Raw genomic sequence first — 15,884 nt, 5'->3', positions numbered from 1 at the left:
TCTGAGGAAGGTTCACGGACGATGCCGGACGAAAAGAAACTCGTCGAATACCTGAAGTGGGTCACGACGGATCTGCACCAGACCCGCCAGCGGCTCCAGGAAGCCGAATCCGGCCGTCACGAACCGGTGGCGATCGTCGGAATGGGGTGCAGGTTCCCCGGCGGGGTCCGGTCTCCCGAGGACTTCTGGGAGCTGCTCTCCTCCGGCCGGAGCGCGACCTCCGGGTTCCCGGACGACCGGGGCTGGGACCTGGACGCCCTCGCCGGCGACGGCGAGGGGCGCAGCGCCACCCAGGAGGGCGGCTTCCTGCATGAGGCGTCGCGCTTCGACCCCGACTTCTTCGGGATATCCCCGCGCGAGGCCCTCGCCATGGACCCGCAGCAGCGGCTGCTCCTGGAGGTGTCCTGGGAGGCCATCGAGCGTTCGGGCATCGACCCGGGCACGCTGCGCGGCAGCAGGACCGGCGTCTTCGTCGGAACCAACTCCCAGGACTACGCCCACCTGGTGCTCGCCTCGCGCGACGACATGGGCGGCTACGCGGGCAACGGACTGGCGGCCAGCGTCATGTCGGGCCGGCTGTCCTTCGTCCTGGGCCTGGAGGGCCCGGCGGTCACCCTCGACACGGCCTGCTCGTCCTCGCTGGTGACCCTGCACCTCGCCGCGCAGGCCGTCCGCAACGGCGAATGCTCGCTGGCGCTGGCCGGCGGCGTCACCGTGATGGCGACCTCCTCCAGCTTCGTCGGATTCAGTGTCCAGGGCGGGCTTGCCGCCGACGGACGCTGCAAGGCGTTCTCCGACTCGGCGGACGGCACCGCCTGGTCCGAGGGCGCAGGCATGCTGCTCGTCGAGCGGCTGTCCGACGCCCGGCGCAACGGACACCCGGTCCTGGCGGTGCTGCGCGGCAGCGCGGTCAACCAGGACGGCGCGTCCAACGGCCTGAGCGCACCCAACGGGCCCTCCCAGCAACGCGTCATCCGCCAGGCCCTGGCCGGCGCGGGCCTCTCCCCGGCCGATGTCGACGCCGTCGAGGCGCACGGCACGGGCACCACCCTGGGCGACCCCATCGAGGCGGGCGCCCTGCTGGCCACCTACGGCCAGGACCGCGAGGAGCAGCGCCCGTTGTGGCTCGGCACGGTCAAGTCCAACATCGGCCACACCCAGGCGGCCGCGGGCGTCGCGGGCGTAATGAAAATGGTGCTCGCGCTGCGCGAAGGGGTGCTGCCCCAGACCCTGCACGTGGACGCGCCGTCCTCGCACGTCGACTGGTCGGCCGGTGACGTACGGCTGCTGACCGAGCCGGTCCCGTGGCCGCAGGGCGAGCGGGTGCGCCGCGCGGGAGTGTCGTCGTTCGGCATCAGCGGCACCAACGCGCATGTGCTGCTGGAGCAGGCCCCGCCCGCCGAGGACGCCGACGAGCCCGCCCCGGCGCCGGAGCTCACGCCCAGGACCGTGCCCTGGCCCGTGTCGGGCCGCGGCGAGGCCGCGCTCGACGCCCAGCTGGAGCAGGTCCGCGCGCTGGCCGGGGTACCGGGCCACGACCCGCTCGGCATCGGCTTCTCCCTCGCCACCACCCGCTCCGCGTTCGAGCACCGTGCCGTGCTCCTGGCCTTCACGGACGAGGACGGCGCACTGGTCGAGGCGGCCCGCGGAGTGTCCGGCAAGGGCGCCGTGGCCGTGCTGTTCTCCGGCCAGGGCTCCCAGCGCATCGGCATGGGCCGCGAACTGCACGCGCGCTTCCCCGTCTTCGCCGAGGCCCTGGACGACGTACTGGAGCGTCTGGACAAGGAGCTGGACCGTCCGCTGCGCGAGGTCATGTGGGGTACGGACCCGGACGCGCTGAACGACACCGGATTCGCCCAGCCCGCCCTGTTCGCCGTCGAGGTCGCGCTGTACAGGCTGGTCCGCTCCTGGGGCGTCAGGCCGGACTTCCTGGCCGGGCACTCCGTCGGCGAGATCACGGCCGCGCACGTGGCCGGGGTGTTCTCGCTGGAGGACGCCTGCCGGCTGGTCGCCGCGCGGGCCCGCCTGATGCGCGAGCTGCCCGTCGGCGGCGCGATGGCCGCCGTACGTGCCACCGAGGACGAGGTCCTGCCGCTGCTGACCGACGGGGTGTCCGTCGCCGCGGTCAACGGCCCGGACGCCGTCGTCGTCTCCGGCGACGAGGCCGCGGTGCTCGCCCTCGCGGACCGGCTGGCGTCGCAGGGGCGCAGGACCACCCGGCTCGCGGTCAGCCACGCCTTCCACTCGCCGCTCATGGAGCCCGTGCTCGACGCGTTCCGCGCCGTGGCCGAGACCCTGACGTACGGTGAGCCGTCCGTCCCCGTGGTGTCCAACCTCACCGGGGAAGTGGCCGCTGCCGGTGCGCTGACCGACGCCGGCTACTGGGTGCGCCACGTCCGCGAGGCCGTACGGTTCGGCGACGGGGTGCGGACCCTGGCCGACCGCGGCGTGCGCACGTTCCTCGAGCTGGGCCCGGACGCGGTGCTCTCCGCCCTCGTACCGGAGTCCGTCCAGGACCCGGCCGTGGCGGCGCTGCCCGTCCTGCGCAAGGACGCCTCCGAGGAGACCTCGGCCGTTACCGCCCTCGCCGGACTGTTCACGCGCGGAGTCGCCGTCGACTGGGCCGCGCTGTTCGCCGGTACGGGCGCGCGCCCCGTCGAGCTTCCGACGTACGCGTTCCAGCGCCGCCGGTACTGGCCCACCGTCCGCGCCGCCACCGGTGACGCCTCGGGCCTCGGTCTGATCGCCGCCGGGCACCCGTTGCTCGGCGCCGCGGTCACGATCGCCGACTCCGACGAGATCCTGCTCACCGGCAGACTGTCCGCGCAGTCCCACCCGTGGCTCGCCGACCACCGGGTCGACGGCCGGATCGTCCTGCCGGGCACGGCCCTCGCGGAACTCGCCGTACGCGCCGGAGACCAGGCAGGCCAGGACCGCGTCGAGGAACTGACCCTGCTCGCCCCCCTCGCGCCGCCCGAGCGCGAAGGCCTCACCGTGCAGGTGCGGGTGGGATCGCCGGACGAGGCGGGCCGCCGCACGCTGACCGTGCACTCGCGTCCCGCCGAAGGGGACACCGAGCCCTGGACGGCCCACGCCCGAGGCGTGCTGGCGACCGGCGAACCGGCCGGTGAGCCCGGCGGACTCGACACCGCCGACTGGCCCCCGAGCGGCGCCGAACCGGTCGACGTCGACACCCTCTACGAGCGCCTGTCCGGCGCCGGACTGGACTACGGGCCCGCTTTCCGTGGGCTGTCGGGTGTCTGGCGGCGCGAGGGCGAGATCTTCGCCGAGGTGACGCTGCCCACGTCCGCCGAGGACGCCGACGCTTACGGGATTCACCCCGCACTGCTGGACGCCGCGGTCCGCGCGGCGTGCTGCCTGGACGCCGACGGCCTCGCGGCCCCGGTCGTCCCCGTGTCCTGGAACGGACTGACCCTGCACGCCACGGCGGCCTCCGCCCTGCGCGTGCGGATCACCGCGACCGGCCCCGGCGAGGTGGCACTGACCGCGGCCGACGCGACGGGCGCCCCGGTGCTCTCCGTCGACACGCTGACCCTGGACGCGCCCGGCGGACAGCGCCCGGCGGCCACGCCCGCGGCGGGCGGCATCGAGAAGGGCGCGTTCCTCGCGCTCGACTGGGTGCCCGTCGCCACACCGGAGGCCGCCACCGGCACCCGCTGGGCGGTCGTCGGCGACGACGAACTCGACCTGGGCTACGCGATGCACCGCGCCGACGAGACCGTCAGCGCCTACGCCGAGTCCCTGACCGGCGCGGTCGGCGACAGCGGTGTCGCCCCGGACGTCTTCCTGGTGCCCGTGGTGGGCGACCCGCAGGTCCCCGGACCCGAGTCGGTACGCGCCCTCACCTCCCGCGTCCTGGGCCTGCTCCAGGAGTGGCTGGACGAGCCGCGACTGGCCGGCGCGCGGCTGGTGTTCGTCACCCGCGGCGCCGTCGCCCTCGACGGCGAGGAGATCCGGGACGTGGCCGCCGCCGCGGTCTGGGGCCTCGTACGGTCGGCGCAGACGGAGAACCCCGGCAGCTTCCTGCTGGTCGACATGGACGACGCCTTCCTGTCGGTGGGCGTCCTGCCCGGACTGCTCACCCTCGACGAGCAGCAGCTGGTGGTGCGCGACCACTCGATCAGGGCCGGCCGCCTCATCCGGCTGCCCGACACCGAGGGGACCCACGAGACCCGGGGCGCGGCACGCGCCTGGGACCCCGAGGGCACCGTACTGATCACCGGCGGAACCGGCGGCCTCGGCGGCGAACTGGCCCGTCACCTGGCCGCCGGGCACGGCGTACGCCGCCTCCTGCTGGCCAGCAGGAGCGGACCGCAGGCTCCCGGCGCGAGCGAGCTGGTCGCCTCCCTGGCCGAGCTGGGCGCCGAGGCCACCGTGGTCTCCTGCGACCTGGCGGACCGGGCCGCGGTGACCGCGCTGCTGGCCGGGGTGGACGCGGCGCATCCGCTGACCGCCGTCGTCCACACCGCCGGTGTGCTCGGTGACGCGATGACCGGCTCGCTCACCCCGGAGCTGATGGAGCGCGTCCTGCGGCCGAAGGTGGACGCGGCCTGGCATCTCCACGAGGCCACCCATGAGCTGGATCTCGCCGGGTTCGTTCTGTACTCCTCGGTCTCCGGCGTGCTGGGCGGCCCCGGACAGGGCAACTACGCAGCGGCCAACGCCTACCTGGACGCGCTCGCCCAGCACCGCAGGGACCAGGGCCTGCCCGCGGTCTCCCTGGCCTGGGGCCCCTGGGGCCGGGGCAGCGGCATGACCAGTCATGTCAGCGCCACCGACCTCGAGCGCATGGCCCGGGGCGGCATGCCGCCGCTGGCCATCGACCAGGGCCTCGCGCTCTTCGACGCCGCGCTCGTCCGCGACCGCGCCACGGTGGTGCCCACCCGGATCAACGTCACCGGACTGCGCGAGCAGCAGGCCCTGCCGGCGCTGTGGCGGGAGCTGGTCCCGCGCGCCCGCCGCTCCGCCGCCGCGGCCGGCCGCTCACCGGTCACCCTGCGCGAACGGCTGCGCCACCTCAAGCCCGCCGAGCAGGAGAGCCTGCTCGTCGAACTGGTCGTGGGGTACTCCGCCGCGCTGCTCGGGCACCCCGACCCCAGTGGTGTGGACCCCGAACGCGGTTTCCTGGAGCTGGGGTTCGACTCACTGGTCTCCGTCGGACTGCGCAACCAGCTCGGCGAGGCGCTGGGCCTGCGGCTGCCGAGCTCGGTGGTGTTCGACCACGCGACCCCGGTGAAGCTCGCCCGGATGCTCCACGGCGAACTGGCCGGTCAGCTCGTCCCCGGCTCACCCGGCGGCTCCACGCCCGCCGCCGCGAGCCGGCCGCAGAACACGGACGAGACGCTGGAGGGGCTGTTCTACGCGGCGGTCAAGGCCGGGAAGATGGTGGAGGGCATGCGCATGCTCAAGGCCGTCGCCAACACCCGGCCGACCTTCGAGACCCCCGCCGACCTGGAGGAGCTCTCCCTCCCGGTCGTCCTCGCGGACGGCCCGGCCAACCCCCGGCTGGTCTTCGTCAGCGCCCCCGGCGCCACCGGTGGCGTGCACCAGTACGCGCGCATCGCGGCGCACTTCCGCGGCAAGCGGCACGTCTCGGCGCTGCCGCTCATGGGCTTCGCCCCCGGCGAGCTGCTGCCGGCCACCAGCGAGGCCGCGGCCCGCATCGTGGCGGAGAGCGCCCTGCACGCCAGCGACGGTGAGCCCTTCGTCCTGGTGGGGCACTCGACGGGCGGCTCGCTCGCCTATCTGGCCGCCGGCGTGCTGGAGGCGACCTGGGGCATCAAGCCCGAGGCGGTCGTCCTGCTGGACACCGCGAGCATCCGCTACCAGCCGGGCGAGGGGAAGGACCTCGACCGGACCACCCGGTACTACCTGGCCGACATCGACTCGCCGTCGGTGACGCTGAACAGCGCCAGGCTCTCCGCGATGGCGCACTGGTTCATGGCGATGACCGACATCGAGACGGTGCCCACCACCGCGCCGACGATGCTCGTGCGGTGCACGCAGTCGCTGGACGGCTTCCTGTTCGACACCGCGGGCGTGCCCGCGGACGACATCCGTGAGATCGACGCCGACCACCTGTCCCTCGCCAAGGAGCACTCCGCGCTGACGGCGCGGACCATCGAGGAGTGGCTCGGCGGCCTGCCCGCCACCGAGGCGTGACCAGTCCGGGGGCGGGCGGCGGGACACCCCGCCGCCCGCTCCCGGCGCACCCGCCCGCGCGGCCGGGACCGACGAGCACACCCGCACCACCGTCCAGAGGAGAACCCCCCCCATGACCACGTCCCAGGAGCTGCCGTCCCTCAAGGGAGTGCCGCCCACCGTCCTGCGGCTGAGCCCGCTGCTGCGCGAGCTCCAGACCAGCGGCTCCGTCTGCCGGGTGCGCACCCCCGCCGGTGACGAGGGATGGCTGGTGACACGCCACGCCGAGCTCAAGGAGCTGCTCCGCGACGAGCGGCTGGCCCGCGCGCACCCCGACCCGGCGAACGCCCCGCGCTACGTCCACAACCCGTTCCTGGACATGCTCGTCAGCGACGACGCCGAAGTGGCGCACAAGCTGCACAGCGAGACCCGCGCCATGCTCACCCCGAACTTCTCCGCCCGGCGCGTGCTCAACATGATGCCGAGGGTCGAGGCCATCGCCGAAGCCCTGCTGGAGAACTTCATCGCGCAGGGCCCTCCGGCGGACCTGCACGGCGGCTTCTCGATGCCGTTCTCGCTGGCCGTCCTCGGCGAGCTCATCGGTGTGCCCGCCGAGGACCGCGAGCTGCTCGTCACCCTGCTCTCGCAGATGGGCGGACTGGACGACCCGGACACCGTCCAGGACGGGCAGCAGGACCTCTTCGGCTATCTGGTGGAACTCGCGGGCCGCAAGCGGGCCGACCCCGGCGACGACGTGATCTCACGGCTGTGCGTGAAGGAGCCCTCGGACGCGCGCATCGGGCCCATCGCGGCCGGGGTGCTGTTCGCCGGACTGGAGGCCGTCGCCAGCCACATCGACCTCGGCGTGGTGCTGTTCGGGCTCCACCCCGAGCAGCTCGCCGCGGCCATGGCGGACCCGAAGGCGATGGCGGGCGCCGTGGAGGAGATCCTGCGGTCGGCGAAGGCCGGCGGCTCGGTCCTGCCGCGCTACGCCACCGAGGACGTCGAGATCGGCGGCGTCACCATCCGCTTCGGGGAGCTGGTGCTGCTCGACTTCACCCTCTCCAACTTCGACACCCAGGTCTTCGACGACCCCGAGGTGTTCGACATCACCCGCTCGCCCAACACCCACCTGACGTTCGGTCACGGGATGTGGCACTGCATCGGCGCCCCGCTCGCGCGCATGCAGCTCCAGACGGCGTACACCCTGCTCTTCACCCGGCTGCCCGGACTGCGCCTCGCGCGTCCCATCGAGGAGCTCCAGGTGCTGGGCGGAAGGCTCTCGGCCGGGCTCACCGAGGTACCGGTCACCTGGTAGCGCCGCCCCCGCCGCGCCGCAACGGGCTGTGCCCCCCACCACTAGAACTCAAGCTGGTGGGGGGCACGGCCCGTTGCGGCGCGGCGGCCGGTCAGCTCTCGCTCACGGTGATCGCCTGGGACGGGCAGATCACCCCCGCCTGCCGCGCCGCCTCCCGGGCCGGCTCGTCCGCCGGCTCCGCCAGGACCAGGACGATGCCCATGTCGTCCTGGTCGAAGACGTCGGGAGCCGACAGGACACACTGTCCGGCCCCCACACAGCGATCGGTGTCCACGCTGATGCGCACTGTCATTCCTCCGTCGGTTGCCTGCGGTCGCGACCGGGCCGCCCGTCGCGGGCGGCCCGGTCGTCTCGTGCTGCGGTGGCGCGTCTACCAGCGGACGGGCAGGGAGTGCAGCCCGTACAGCACCCCGTCGTACTTGATCGGCAGCTCCGTCACCGGAACGGCCAGTTCCAGCGTGGGGATCCGCTCGAACAGCGTCCGGTAGGCGATGTCCATCTCGACCCTGACGAGGTTCTGGCCGAGGCACTGGTGCACGCCGTACCCGAACGCCACGTGCGAGCGGGCGGAGCGGCTGGGGTCGAACTCGTCGGGGCGCTCGAAGACGGTCCCGTCGTGGTTGGCGGCGGCGACCAGCGGGATGATGCCCTCGCCGGCCCGGATCAGCTGCCCGCCGATCTCCACATCCTCCACGGCCACCCGGAAGGCGACCAGGTCGGCCACCGAGTAGTAGCGCAGCAGCTCCTCGACCGCCCGCTCGTCGCCGATCCACTGCGGGTTGGACAGCAGGGTGACGACCCCGAGCCCGATGTTGTTCGCCGTCGTCTCGTGCCCGGCGATCAGCAGCAGCATCGACACGCCGGACAGCTCCTGCTTGCTGAGTGTCCCGTCGGCCAGCAGCTGGCTGATCAGATCGTCGCCCGGCCGCTTCTGCTTGACGGCGATGAGCCGGTTGAGATAGCGCAGCAGTGCCTTCGAGGCCGCCTGCCGCTGTTCGTCGGTGGAGGTGAGCGTGACCAGGACCCGGGTCCTGGTCTCGAAGAAGTCCCGGTCGGCGTTGGGCACGCCGAGCAGACTGGAGATCACCAGGGACGGCACGGACAACGCGAAGTCCGCGATCAGATCGGCGGTGTCACCCGCAGCGAGCATCGCGTCGATGCGCTCGTCCACGATCTGCTGGATGGCCGGCCGCATCTCCCTGACCTTGCGGACCGTGAACTCGGGGATCAGCGTCTTGCGGAACCGCCCGTGCTCCGGCGGGTCCAGGGCCACGAACCAGCCGGGCACCTCGTCCTGGGACGGCACACCGCCGGTCTTGGCCGCACGGGGAAAGCCGGGGTGCGAGGGGTTGGAGCTGATCCGCGGATCGGTGAGCACCGCGCGGACGTCCTCGTGCCGGGTCACCAGCCACACGAGCTCCCCGGAGGGCAGGGTGGTGCTCACCAGCCCTTCCTGCTCACGGAATTCCAGATACTGGGGCGGTGGGAACGACTGGCCGGGCTGCCGCAGCGGGAAGGCGACCGGGCACCTGTCGACAGTTGTCATCTTCTCAATTTCCCTGGGGTCGGACACGGCTCAGGCGGCGTAGAACTTGCGGACCCTCCCGACGATGAACTCCTGGTCGTCCGGGGTCAGTCCGGTGTGGGTCGGCAGGTAGAAGCCGTCCTCGCTGAAGCGGTTCGCGTTGAGCGAGGGCCAGACGGGGTCGAGATATCCGGGCTGGCGGCTCATCGGCTTGAAGAACAGCCGCGTCTCGACGCCCTCGTCCTTGAGGAAGTCCATCAGCTCGTCGCGGCGGCCGGCGCGCAGGTCGTACATCCACAGCACGTCGCGCGGCGGCATCAGGGTGATCCCGTCGATGCCGCTCAGGCCCTCGTCGTAACGGCGCTCTATCTCCCGGCGGGTGGCCAGGATGGAGTCGAGCTGCTCGGTCTGCGCCAGTGCGACGGCCGCCTGCATGCTCGTCATACGGAAGTTGTAGGCCAGCTTCTTGTGCAGGAAGCTGTGGTCCTTGGTGAACGCCATCGCCCGCAGATGGGCCATCTGTTCGGCGAGGTACGGGTCGTCGGTGAGACAGATCCCGCCCTCCCCAGCGGTGATGATCTTGTTGGCGAAGAGCGAGAAACAGGCGATGTCGGCGACCGGCCGCACGCCGTGCGCCTCGGCGGAGTCCTCCACCACGCGCAGGCCGTACTGATGCGCCAGATCCATGATCGGGTCCATGTCGCACCGGCGGCCGTAGATGTGCACCGGCATGATCACTTTGGTGCGGGGGGTGATCTTCTCCTCGATGCGTGAGACATCGATGTTGAGATCGTCCCCGCAGTCCACGAAGACGGGGGTGGCGCCCGTGTAGGACACCGCCCAGGCCGAGGCGATCATCGTGAACTCGGGGACGATCACCTCGTCGCCGGGGCCGACACCGAGCGCGCGCAGCGCCAGGGTCAGCGCCGTCGTCCCGGAGGAGCACGCGACACCGTGCGCGCTCCCGTTGTACTCGGCGAACGCGGTCTCGAACTTCTTGACGTACGGTCCCTGCGAAGAGATCCAGCCGCCGCTGACGGCGTCCGTCACGTATTCGAGTTCACGCCCGCCGAGCCAGGGCTTGGACACGGGCTGTGTGTATGACATCGGATCCTTCGATCAGTCGTTGGCGAGAGCGGGTTCGGACAGGGCGGGAAGGCCGAGCAGGAGATCCGCGGCGGCGGCCCGGCCGCCCGCGGCGCGCAGCAGCTTCGAGAAGTGTTCGGCGCGCTCACGGAACGTGCTGTCCGTGAGCACCCGGGTGAGTTTGTCGACGACGTCGTCGGCGTCGACGGTCTGCGGGTGGTCGAGGGTCAGGCTGACCCCGAAGTCCTGGCCCCGCACCGCCTGGTCGTCGCAGTCGACCCACAGGGGGCGCACCACCAGCGGCTTGCCGAAGTACAGGCCCTCGTGGTATCCGTTGCCGCCCGCGTGGGTGAAGAAGACGGCGACCTTCGGATGGGCCAGGACGTCGAGCTGGGAGGGCACCCAGTTCTCGATCCGCAGGTTGTCCGGCAGTTCCTCGCGCGGCGGCAGCAACTCCTGCTGCTCCTTGGGGAGTTTCCACAGCACGGAGTGGCCGCCCGCCAGCCGCCGTGCCACATCCACCAGCGCGCCGACCTGCTCGCGCGTCAGCCGGGTGATCGTGCCGAAACCCATGTAGACCACGGACTGCTGGGCGTCGAGCCAGTCGGAGAGACCGCCGTCGTCGGGGGCCTGCGGCAGCGGCGGCACCATGGCGCCCACCAGCCGCATCTTCTCCGGCACCGGGAAGGGGTAGTCCAGTTCGGGCACCGAGTAGCACAGCACCATCTCGGCGTGATCGATCCTGGCCATCATCTGGCGCGCCTCGGGCGAGATCCCCAGCTCTCCGCGGATCCGGTTGTCCTCCTCGACCACCTTGCGCATCGAGGGGGTCATGAACATCCCCAGCGTCCGCAGCCTGAACAGCTGGTTCTCCACCCGCTGCGCGAACGTCATGTCCAGCGGCAGCCCGGAGTGCGGCACCGGGAAGCCGCTCGGGGTGTACGACTTGGCGAACGGGACGTGCGACGTCAGGACATTGCTCGGCACGAACGGGACGCCGAGCACAAAGGGAATCCCCTTCGTGATGGCCAGCTCGTACCCGAACTGGCACATGGACTCGATGACCATCAGGGCCGGCTGCACCTCGTCGACAATGGCTTCGAGGCGCTTGTACTTGTCCACCCGCGACGCCGGTGCGAAGGAGTGCTTGATGACCGCGCGGTGCGCCTTGAAACGCGAGCGCTGCGTCACCTCGCGGTAGGTCTCGTCGTCCCAGGTGACGGCCGACATCTGCGGCACCACATCACCGAGCGACGCAAACTCCACGGGCGTTTTCACGGTGGCCGCGTCGATATCCGAGCGTCCTTTTTCGTCGGTCGCGAACCACAGGTCCTCGACACCGCGGCGGGACAATTCCTCCGCGAGTACGAGCAACGGGTTCAGGAGACCGCTTTCGGCATAGCTGACGAACAGGACAGGCCGCCGAATCGAGCCCATGGACAACACCCTCCGGAAGTGACAGCCCCAACGGCAGGCGCCACAGGTACCCACACGGCCGGTCGCCGGGTGGCCGCGCCGCGCGTTGAAGCGGAGCAGTTACTTGGTCTCACACCACGCTCCGGAGAATCCCTAGTCTTCCGTGCCGGGCCCCGGAATTCCTTAGGGAAAAGTACAGCGTTGACGCACCTACGATCTGGAACGAAGAGGTGTCCGGGCCCGACTTCCTAGGGGTGTGCAACGTCATGACGATCGGAGCCGACCAAGACCCGGTAGTGGTCGTCGGGATGGCATGCCGCTATCCGGGGGGAGTGCGCTCCCCCGAGGAGCTGTGGGACCTGGTCCTCGCGGGCCGTGACGCGATATCCGGCTTCCCCGCGGACCGCGGCTGGGACCTGGACGCGCTGGCCGGCGAAGGACCGGACCGCAGCGTGACGCGCGAAGGCGGGTTCCTTCACGGGGCGGCCGACTTCGACGCCGCGTTCTTCGGCATGTCGCCGCGCGAGGCGATCTCCACCGACCCGCAGCAGCGGCTGGTGCTGGAAACCGCGTGGGAGGCCGTCGAACGCGCGGGGATCGACCCCCACGGCCTGAACGGCAGCCGGACCGGCGTGTTCGTCGGCACCAACGGCCAGGACTACGCCGCCGTCACCCAGCGGTCCCCGGAAGACCTCGCGGGCCACGCCATGACCGGCCTGTCACCGGCCGTCGCCTCCGGGCGGCTCGCCTACACCCTCGGCCTCGAAGGTCCCGCGGTCACCGTCGACACCGCTTCCTCCTCCTCGCTGGTCGCCCTGCACTGGGCGGCGCGCTCGCTGCGCGCGGGGGAGTGCTCGATGGCGCTGGCCGGCGGTGTCACGGTGATGTCCACCCCCGTGGGATTCGTCGGCTACTCCCGCCAGGGCGGGCTGGCCCCCGACGGACGCTGCAAGGCGTTCTCCGACGACGCGGACGGCACGGCCTGGGCCGAGGGGGCCGGCATCGTCGTACTGGAACGGCTCTCCGACGCGCGGGCCCGCGGCCACCGGGTGCTCGCCGTCCTGCGCGGCAGCGCCACCAACCAGGACGGCGCCTCCAACGGCCTGACCTCTCCGAGCGGCCGGTCGCAGGAGCGGGTGATCCGCCAGGCACTGGCCGACGCGGGACTCCGCGCCGCCGACGTCGACATGGTCGAGGCCCACGGCACCGGCACCAAGCTCGGCGACCCGATCGAGGCGCAGGCACTGCTGGCGACGTACGGACAGGACCGGCCGCCCGGCCACCCGCTGCGGCTGGGCTCCCTCAAGTCGAACATCGGGCACGCCCAAGCGGCGGCCGGGATCGCGGGATTCATCAAGACGGTGATGGCCCTGCGCCACGGAGTGATGCCCCGGACCCTGCACGTCGGCGAACCCACCTCCCACGTCGACTGGACGGACGGCGCCGTCGAGCTGCTGACCGAACAGACCCCGTGGCACCCCGCAGGACGGCCGCGGCGCGCCGGTGTGTCGTCCTTCGGCATCAGCGGCACCAACGCGCACGTCATCGTCGAGCAGGCCCCGGACGAGACGGAGCAGCCCCCGTCGGCTCCCGAGCCCGCGGTGGTGCCCTGGCTCGTGTCGGCCCGGACCGAGGCGGCGCTGACCGACCAGCTGGCCCGGCTCGACGACTTCGTGGCCGCCACCCCCGGTGCGACCGCCCTCGACATCGGCTATTCCCTGGCGACGGGCCGCGCCGCGCTCCGGCACCGGGCGGTCCTGCTCGCCCACGGACAGGACGTGACCGAGATCGCCCGCGACGGGGCCGGCGACGGCGCCGTGGCGATCCTCTTCCCCGGCCAGGGCAGCCAGCGCCTGGGCATGGGACGCGAACTCCACGCGCGCTTCCCGGCCTTCGCGCGCGCCCTGGACGCGGTGGTGGACGAACTGGACCGGCACCTCGAGCGCCCGCTGCGCGACGTCATGTGGGGCGACGACCCGAAGGAGCTGGACCGTACGGGCTGGACCCAGCCCGCGCTGTTCGCCGTCGAGACGGCGCTGTTCCGGCTGGTGGAGTCCCTGGGCGTCCGCCCCGCCGTGGTGGGCGGCCACTCGGTCGGCGAGATCACCGCGGCCCATGTCGCGGGCGTGCTCTCGCTGGCCGACGCCTGCCGGCTGGTCACCGCCCGCGCCGCACTGATGCAGGCCCTGCCCGCGGGCGGCGCGATGATCGCCGTGCAGGCGGCCGAGGACGAGGTCCTGCCGCTGCTGGCCGGCCGCACCGACCGGGTCTCGGTCGCCGCGGTCAACGGACCCGCGTCCGTGGTGATCGCGGGTGAGGAGAGCGCGGCCATGGAGATCGCCGCGCACTTCGCGGACCAGGGGCGCAAGACCAGCCGGCTGCCGGTGTCCCATGCCTTCCACTCGCCGCTGATGGACCCGATGCTGGCGGACTTCCGCGGCGTCGTGGAGACGCTCACCTTCCACGAGCCGGCCGTCCCGGTCATCTCGAACCTCACCGGCGCACCGGCCGGCGCACTGCTGTGCACCCCCGACTACTGGGTGGGCCATGTGCGCCAGGCCGTGCGCTTCGCCGACGGCGTCACCGCGCTCGGCGAGGAGAACATGGACGTCCTGCTGGAGCTGGGCCCCGGCAGCGCGCTGAGCGCCATGGCCACGGAGAGCCTCGGCGGGACCGCCCGCCCCATGGCCGTCGTCCCCGCGCTGCGCAAGGGCCGGCCCGAGGAGGACGCCCTCGTCGCCACCCTGGGCCGGCTGCACGCCGTCGGGGTCCCCGTCGACTGGACGGCCTTCTTCGCGGACACGGCCGCCCGGCGGGTCGACCTGCCGACCTACGCCTTCCAGCACGAGCGCTACTGGCCGGCCCCGCCCGCGGGCGCCGGGAACCAGGGGACGGGCGCCACCGGGCACCCGCTGCTCGGCGGCACCCTGGAACTCGCCGACGGCGAGGGCCTGGTGTTCACCGGAGAGCTCTGCACCCGCACCCACCCCTGGCTCGCCCAGCACGTCATCGCGGGACGGATCGCCCTGGCGGGAACGGCCCTGCTGGAGCTGGTCATCCGGGCGGGCGACGAGGCCGGCTGCGACCGGGTTGAGGAACTGATCCCCACCGCACCGCTGGTCCTGACCGAGCACGGCTCCGTACGCCTGCAAGTGCGCCTCGGCGCGGCGGACGGCCTCGGACGGCGCGCCGTCACCCTCCACTCCAGGCCACAGGGCGCCGTCGACGAGCCGTGGACCCGGCACGCGACAGGCGTCCTCGTCCCCGCTCACCAGGGACCGCCGGTCTGCGCGGACCTCGGCTCCGGCACGGACGTCTGGCCGCCGCGGGACGCCGAGCCGGTGGAGCTGGAGGGGTACTACAAACGCCTCGCCGACCAGGGCTTCGAGTACGGCCCGGTCTTCCGGGGGCTGCGCGCCCTGTGGCGCCGGGGCGAGGAGACCTTCGCCGAGGTCGCCCTGCCCGCCGAGGCGTCCGACGCGGCCGCGTACGGGCTCCACCCCGCCCTGCTGGACGCGGCGCGGCACGCCGTCATGACGGAGGACGGCAGCCTTCCCGAGCGCTGGCGCGGAGTGTCCCTGCACGCCGGCGGAGCCACCGCACTGCGGGTGCGGATCGCCCCCTGCGAGGACGGGCCGGGCACCGAGCTGCGGCTCGCGGCCGCAGACTTCTCCGGAGCCCCGGTGCTCACCGCCGAGACCCTGCGGGTCCGCCCGCTGTCGGCCCACGAGTTTCCCCCCGTCCCGCCCATCCCACGGCCCATGGCGGCGGCGGACTCCGTCACCACCCGCACGACTCGGCCGCCCGCGGCCGGACCGGTCGTGCGGGACGACCGGGCGCCCAGCCTGTCCGAGCAGCTGGAGCGGCTGCCCGAGGCCAAGCGGGAGCGCCATCTGCTCGATCTCGTACGGTCGGAGGCCGCCGCGGTGCTCGGCCACGGCAGCCCGGACGCCATCGGCGCCCACCAGGCCTTCAAGGAGATGGGCTTCGACTCCCTCGCGGGCGTCGAGCTCTGCGACCGGCTCGGCGCACTCGCCGGCCGGCCGCTGCCCAGCACCCTCGTCTTCAACTTCCCGACCCCCGCACGGATCGCCGGGCGTCTCGCCACGGTCCTCGCCGCACCCGCCGCTCCGGCGACGGGATCCGCCGAGGACGAGATCGCCAGGTTCGAGGCCGCCGTCCAGGCGACGTCGGACGGTTCCGAACGCCAAATGATCGCCGGCCGTCTGGAGAAACTCATCTCCACCCTCCGGCAATCCACACCCTCCGCGCCGAGTGCTTCGGGCGAGGACATCGACACGGTGTCGGTCGACAGACTGCTCGACATCATCGATGAAGAGTTCGAAACCACATAAGAATTGCTGCTTTCGTTCGCGA

At 72.4% G+C, this 15,884-nt stretch carries 7 protein-coding genes; 3 read left to right on the top strand and 4 right to left on the bottom strand.

The features are described from left to right. Positions 1–21: 21 nt before the first annotated feature. A complete protein-coding gene (locus BN1555_RS00060) occupies positions 22–6,183 on the top strand; it encodes a type I polyketide synthase (RefSeq protein ID WP_107081046.1) in 6,162 nt (2,053 codons plus the stop codon). A 112-nt stretch (positions 6,184–6,295) separates the two neighbouring features. Beyond that, positions 6,296–7,480 carry a cytochrome P450 gene (locus BN1555_RS00055; protein WP_093796792.1) on the top strand — a complete coding sequence of 395 codons (1,185 nt, stop codon included), beginning with the start codon at positions 6,296–6,298 and terminating at the stop codon, positions 7,478–7,480. A gap of 91 nt (positions 7,481–7,571) precedes the next feature. Here the strand turns inward: BN1555_RS00055 and BN1555_RS00050 are convergent, their stop codons facing one another. From BN1555_RS00050 to BN1555_RS00035, 4 genes are all read right to left on the bottom strand, one after another. Next, a complete protein-coding gene (locus tag BN1555_RS00050) occupies positions 7,572–7,766 on the bottom strand; it encodes a ferredoxin (RefSeq protein ID WP_093796790.1) in 195 nt (64 codons plus the stop codon). A gap of 84 nt (positions 7,767–7,850) precedes the next feature. Beyond that, entirely contained in the window at positions 7,851–9,026 is a 1,176-nt protein-coding gene (locus tag BN1555_RS00045) for a cytochrome P450 (RefSeq protein ID WP_093796788.1), read from the bottom strand. Between the two features lie 30 nt (positions 9,027–9,056). Beyond that, a complete protein-coding gene (locus tag BN1555_RS00040; RefSeq protein WP_093796786.1) occupies positions 9,057–10,112 on the bottom strand; it encodes a DegT/DnrJ/EryC1/StrS family aminotransferase in 1,056 nt (351 codons plus the stop codon). A gap of 12 nt (positions 10,113–10,124) precedes the next feature. Beyond that, on the bottom strand, positions 10,125–11,528 hold the full coding sequence (locus tag BN1555_RS00035; RefSeq protein ID WP_093796784.1) for a glycosyltransferase: 1,404 nt from the start codon (positions 11,526–11,528) through the stop codon (positions 10,125–10,127). A 209-nt stretch (positions 11,529–11,737) separates the two neighbouring features. Here BN1555_RS00035 and BN1555_RS00030 point away from each other — a divergent pair, with 209 nt between their 5' ends. Then, positions 11,738–15,862 carry a type I polyketide synthase gene (locus BN1555_RS00030; RefSeq protein WP_255305786.1) on the top strand — a complete coding sequence of 1,375 codons (4,125 nt, stop codon included), beginning with the start codon at positions 11,738–11,740 and terminating at the stop codon, positions 15,860–15,862. Positions 15,863–15,884 lie beyond the last annotated feature (22 nt).

This window comes from Streptomyces sp. Wb2n-11, assembly GCF_001049855.1.
Taxonomy (GTDB): domain Bacteria; phylum Actinomycetota; class Actinomycetes; order Streptomycetales; family Streptomycetaceae; genus Streptomyces; species Streptomyces altiplanensis.
Note: the sequence above shows the minus strand (reverse complement) of the source record. Positions and strands in the feature narration are given on the sequence as shown.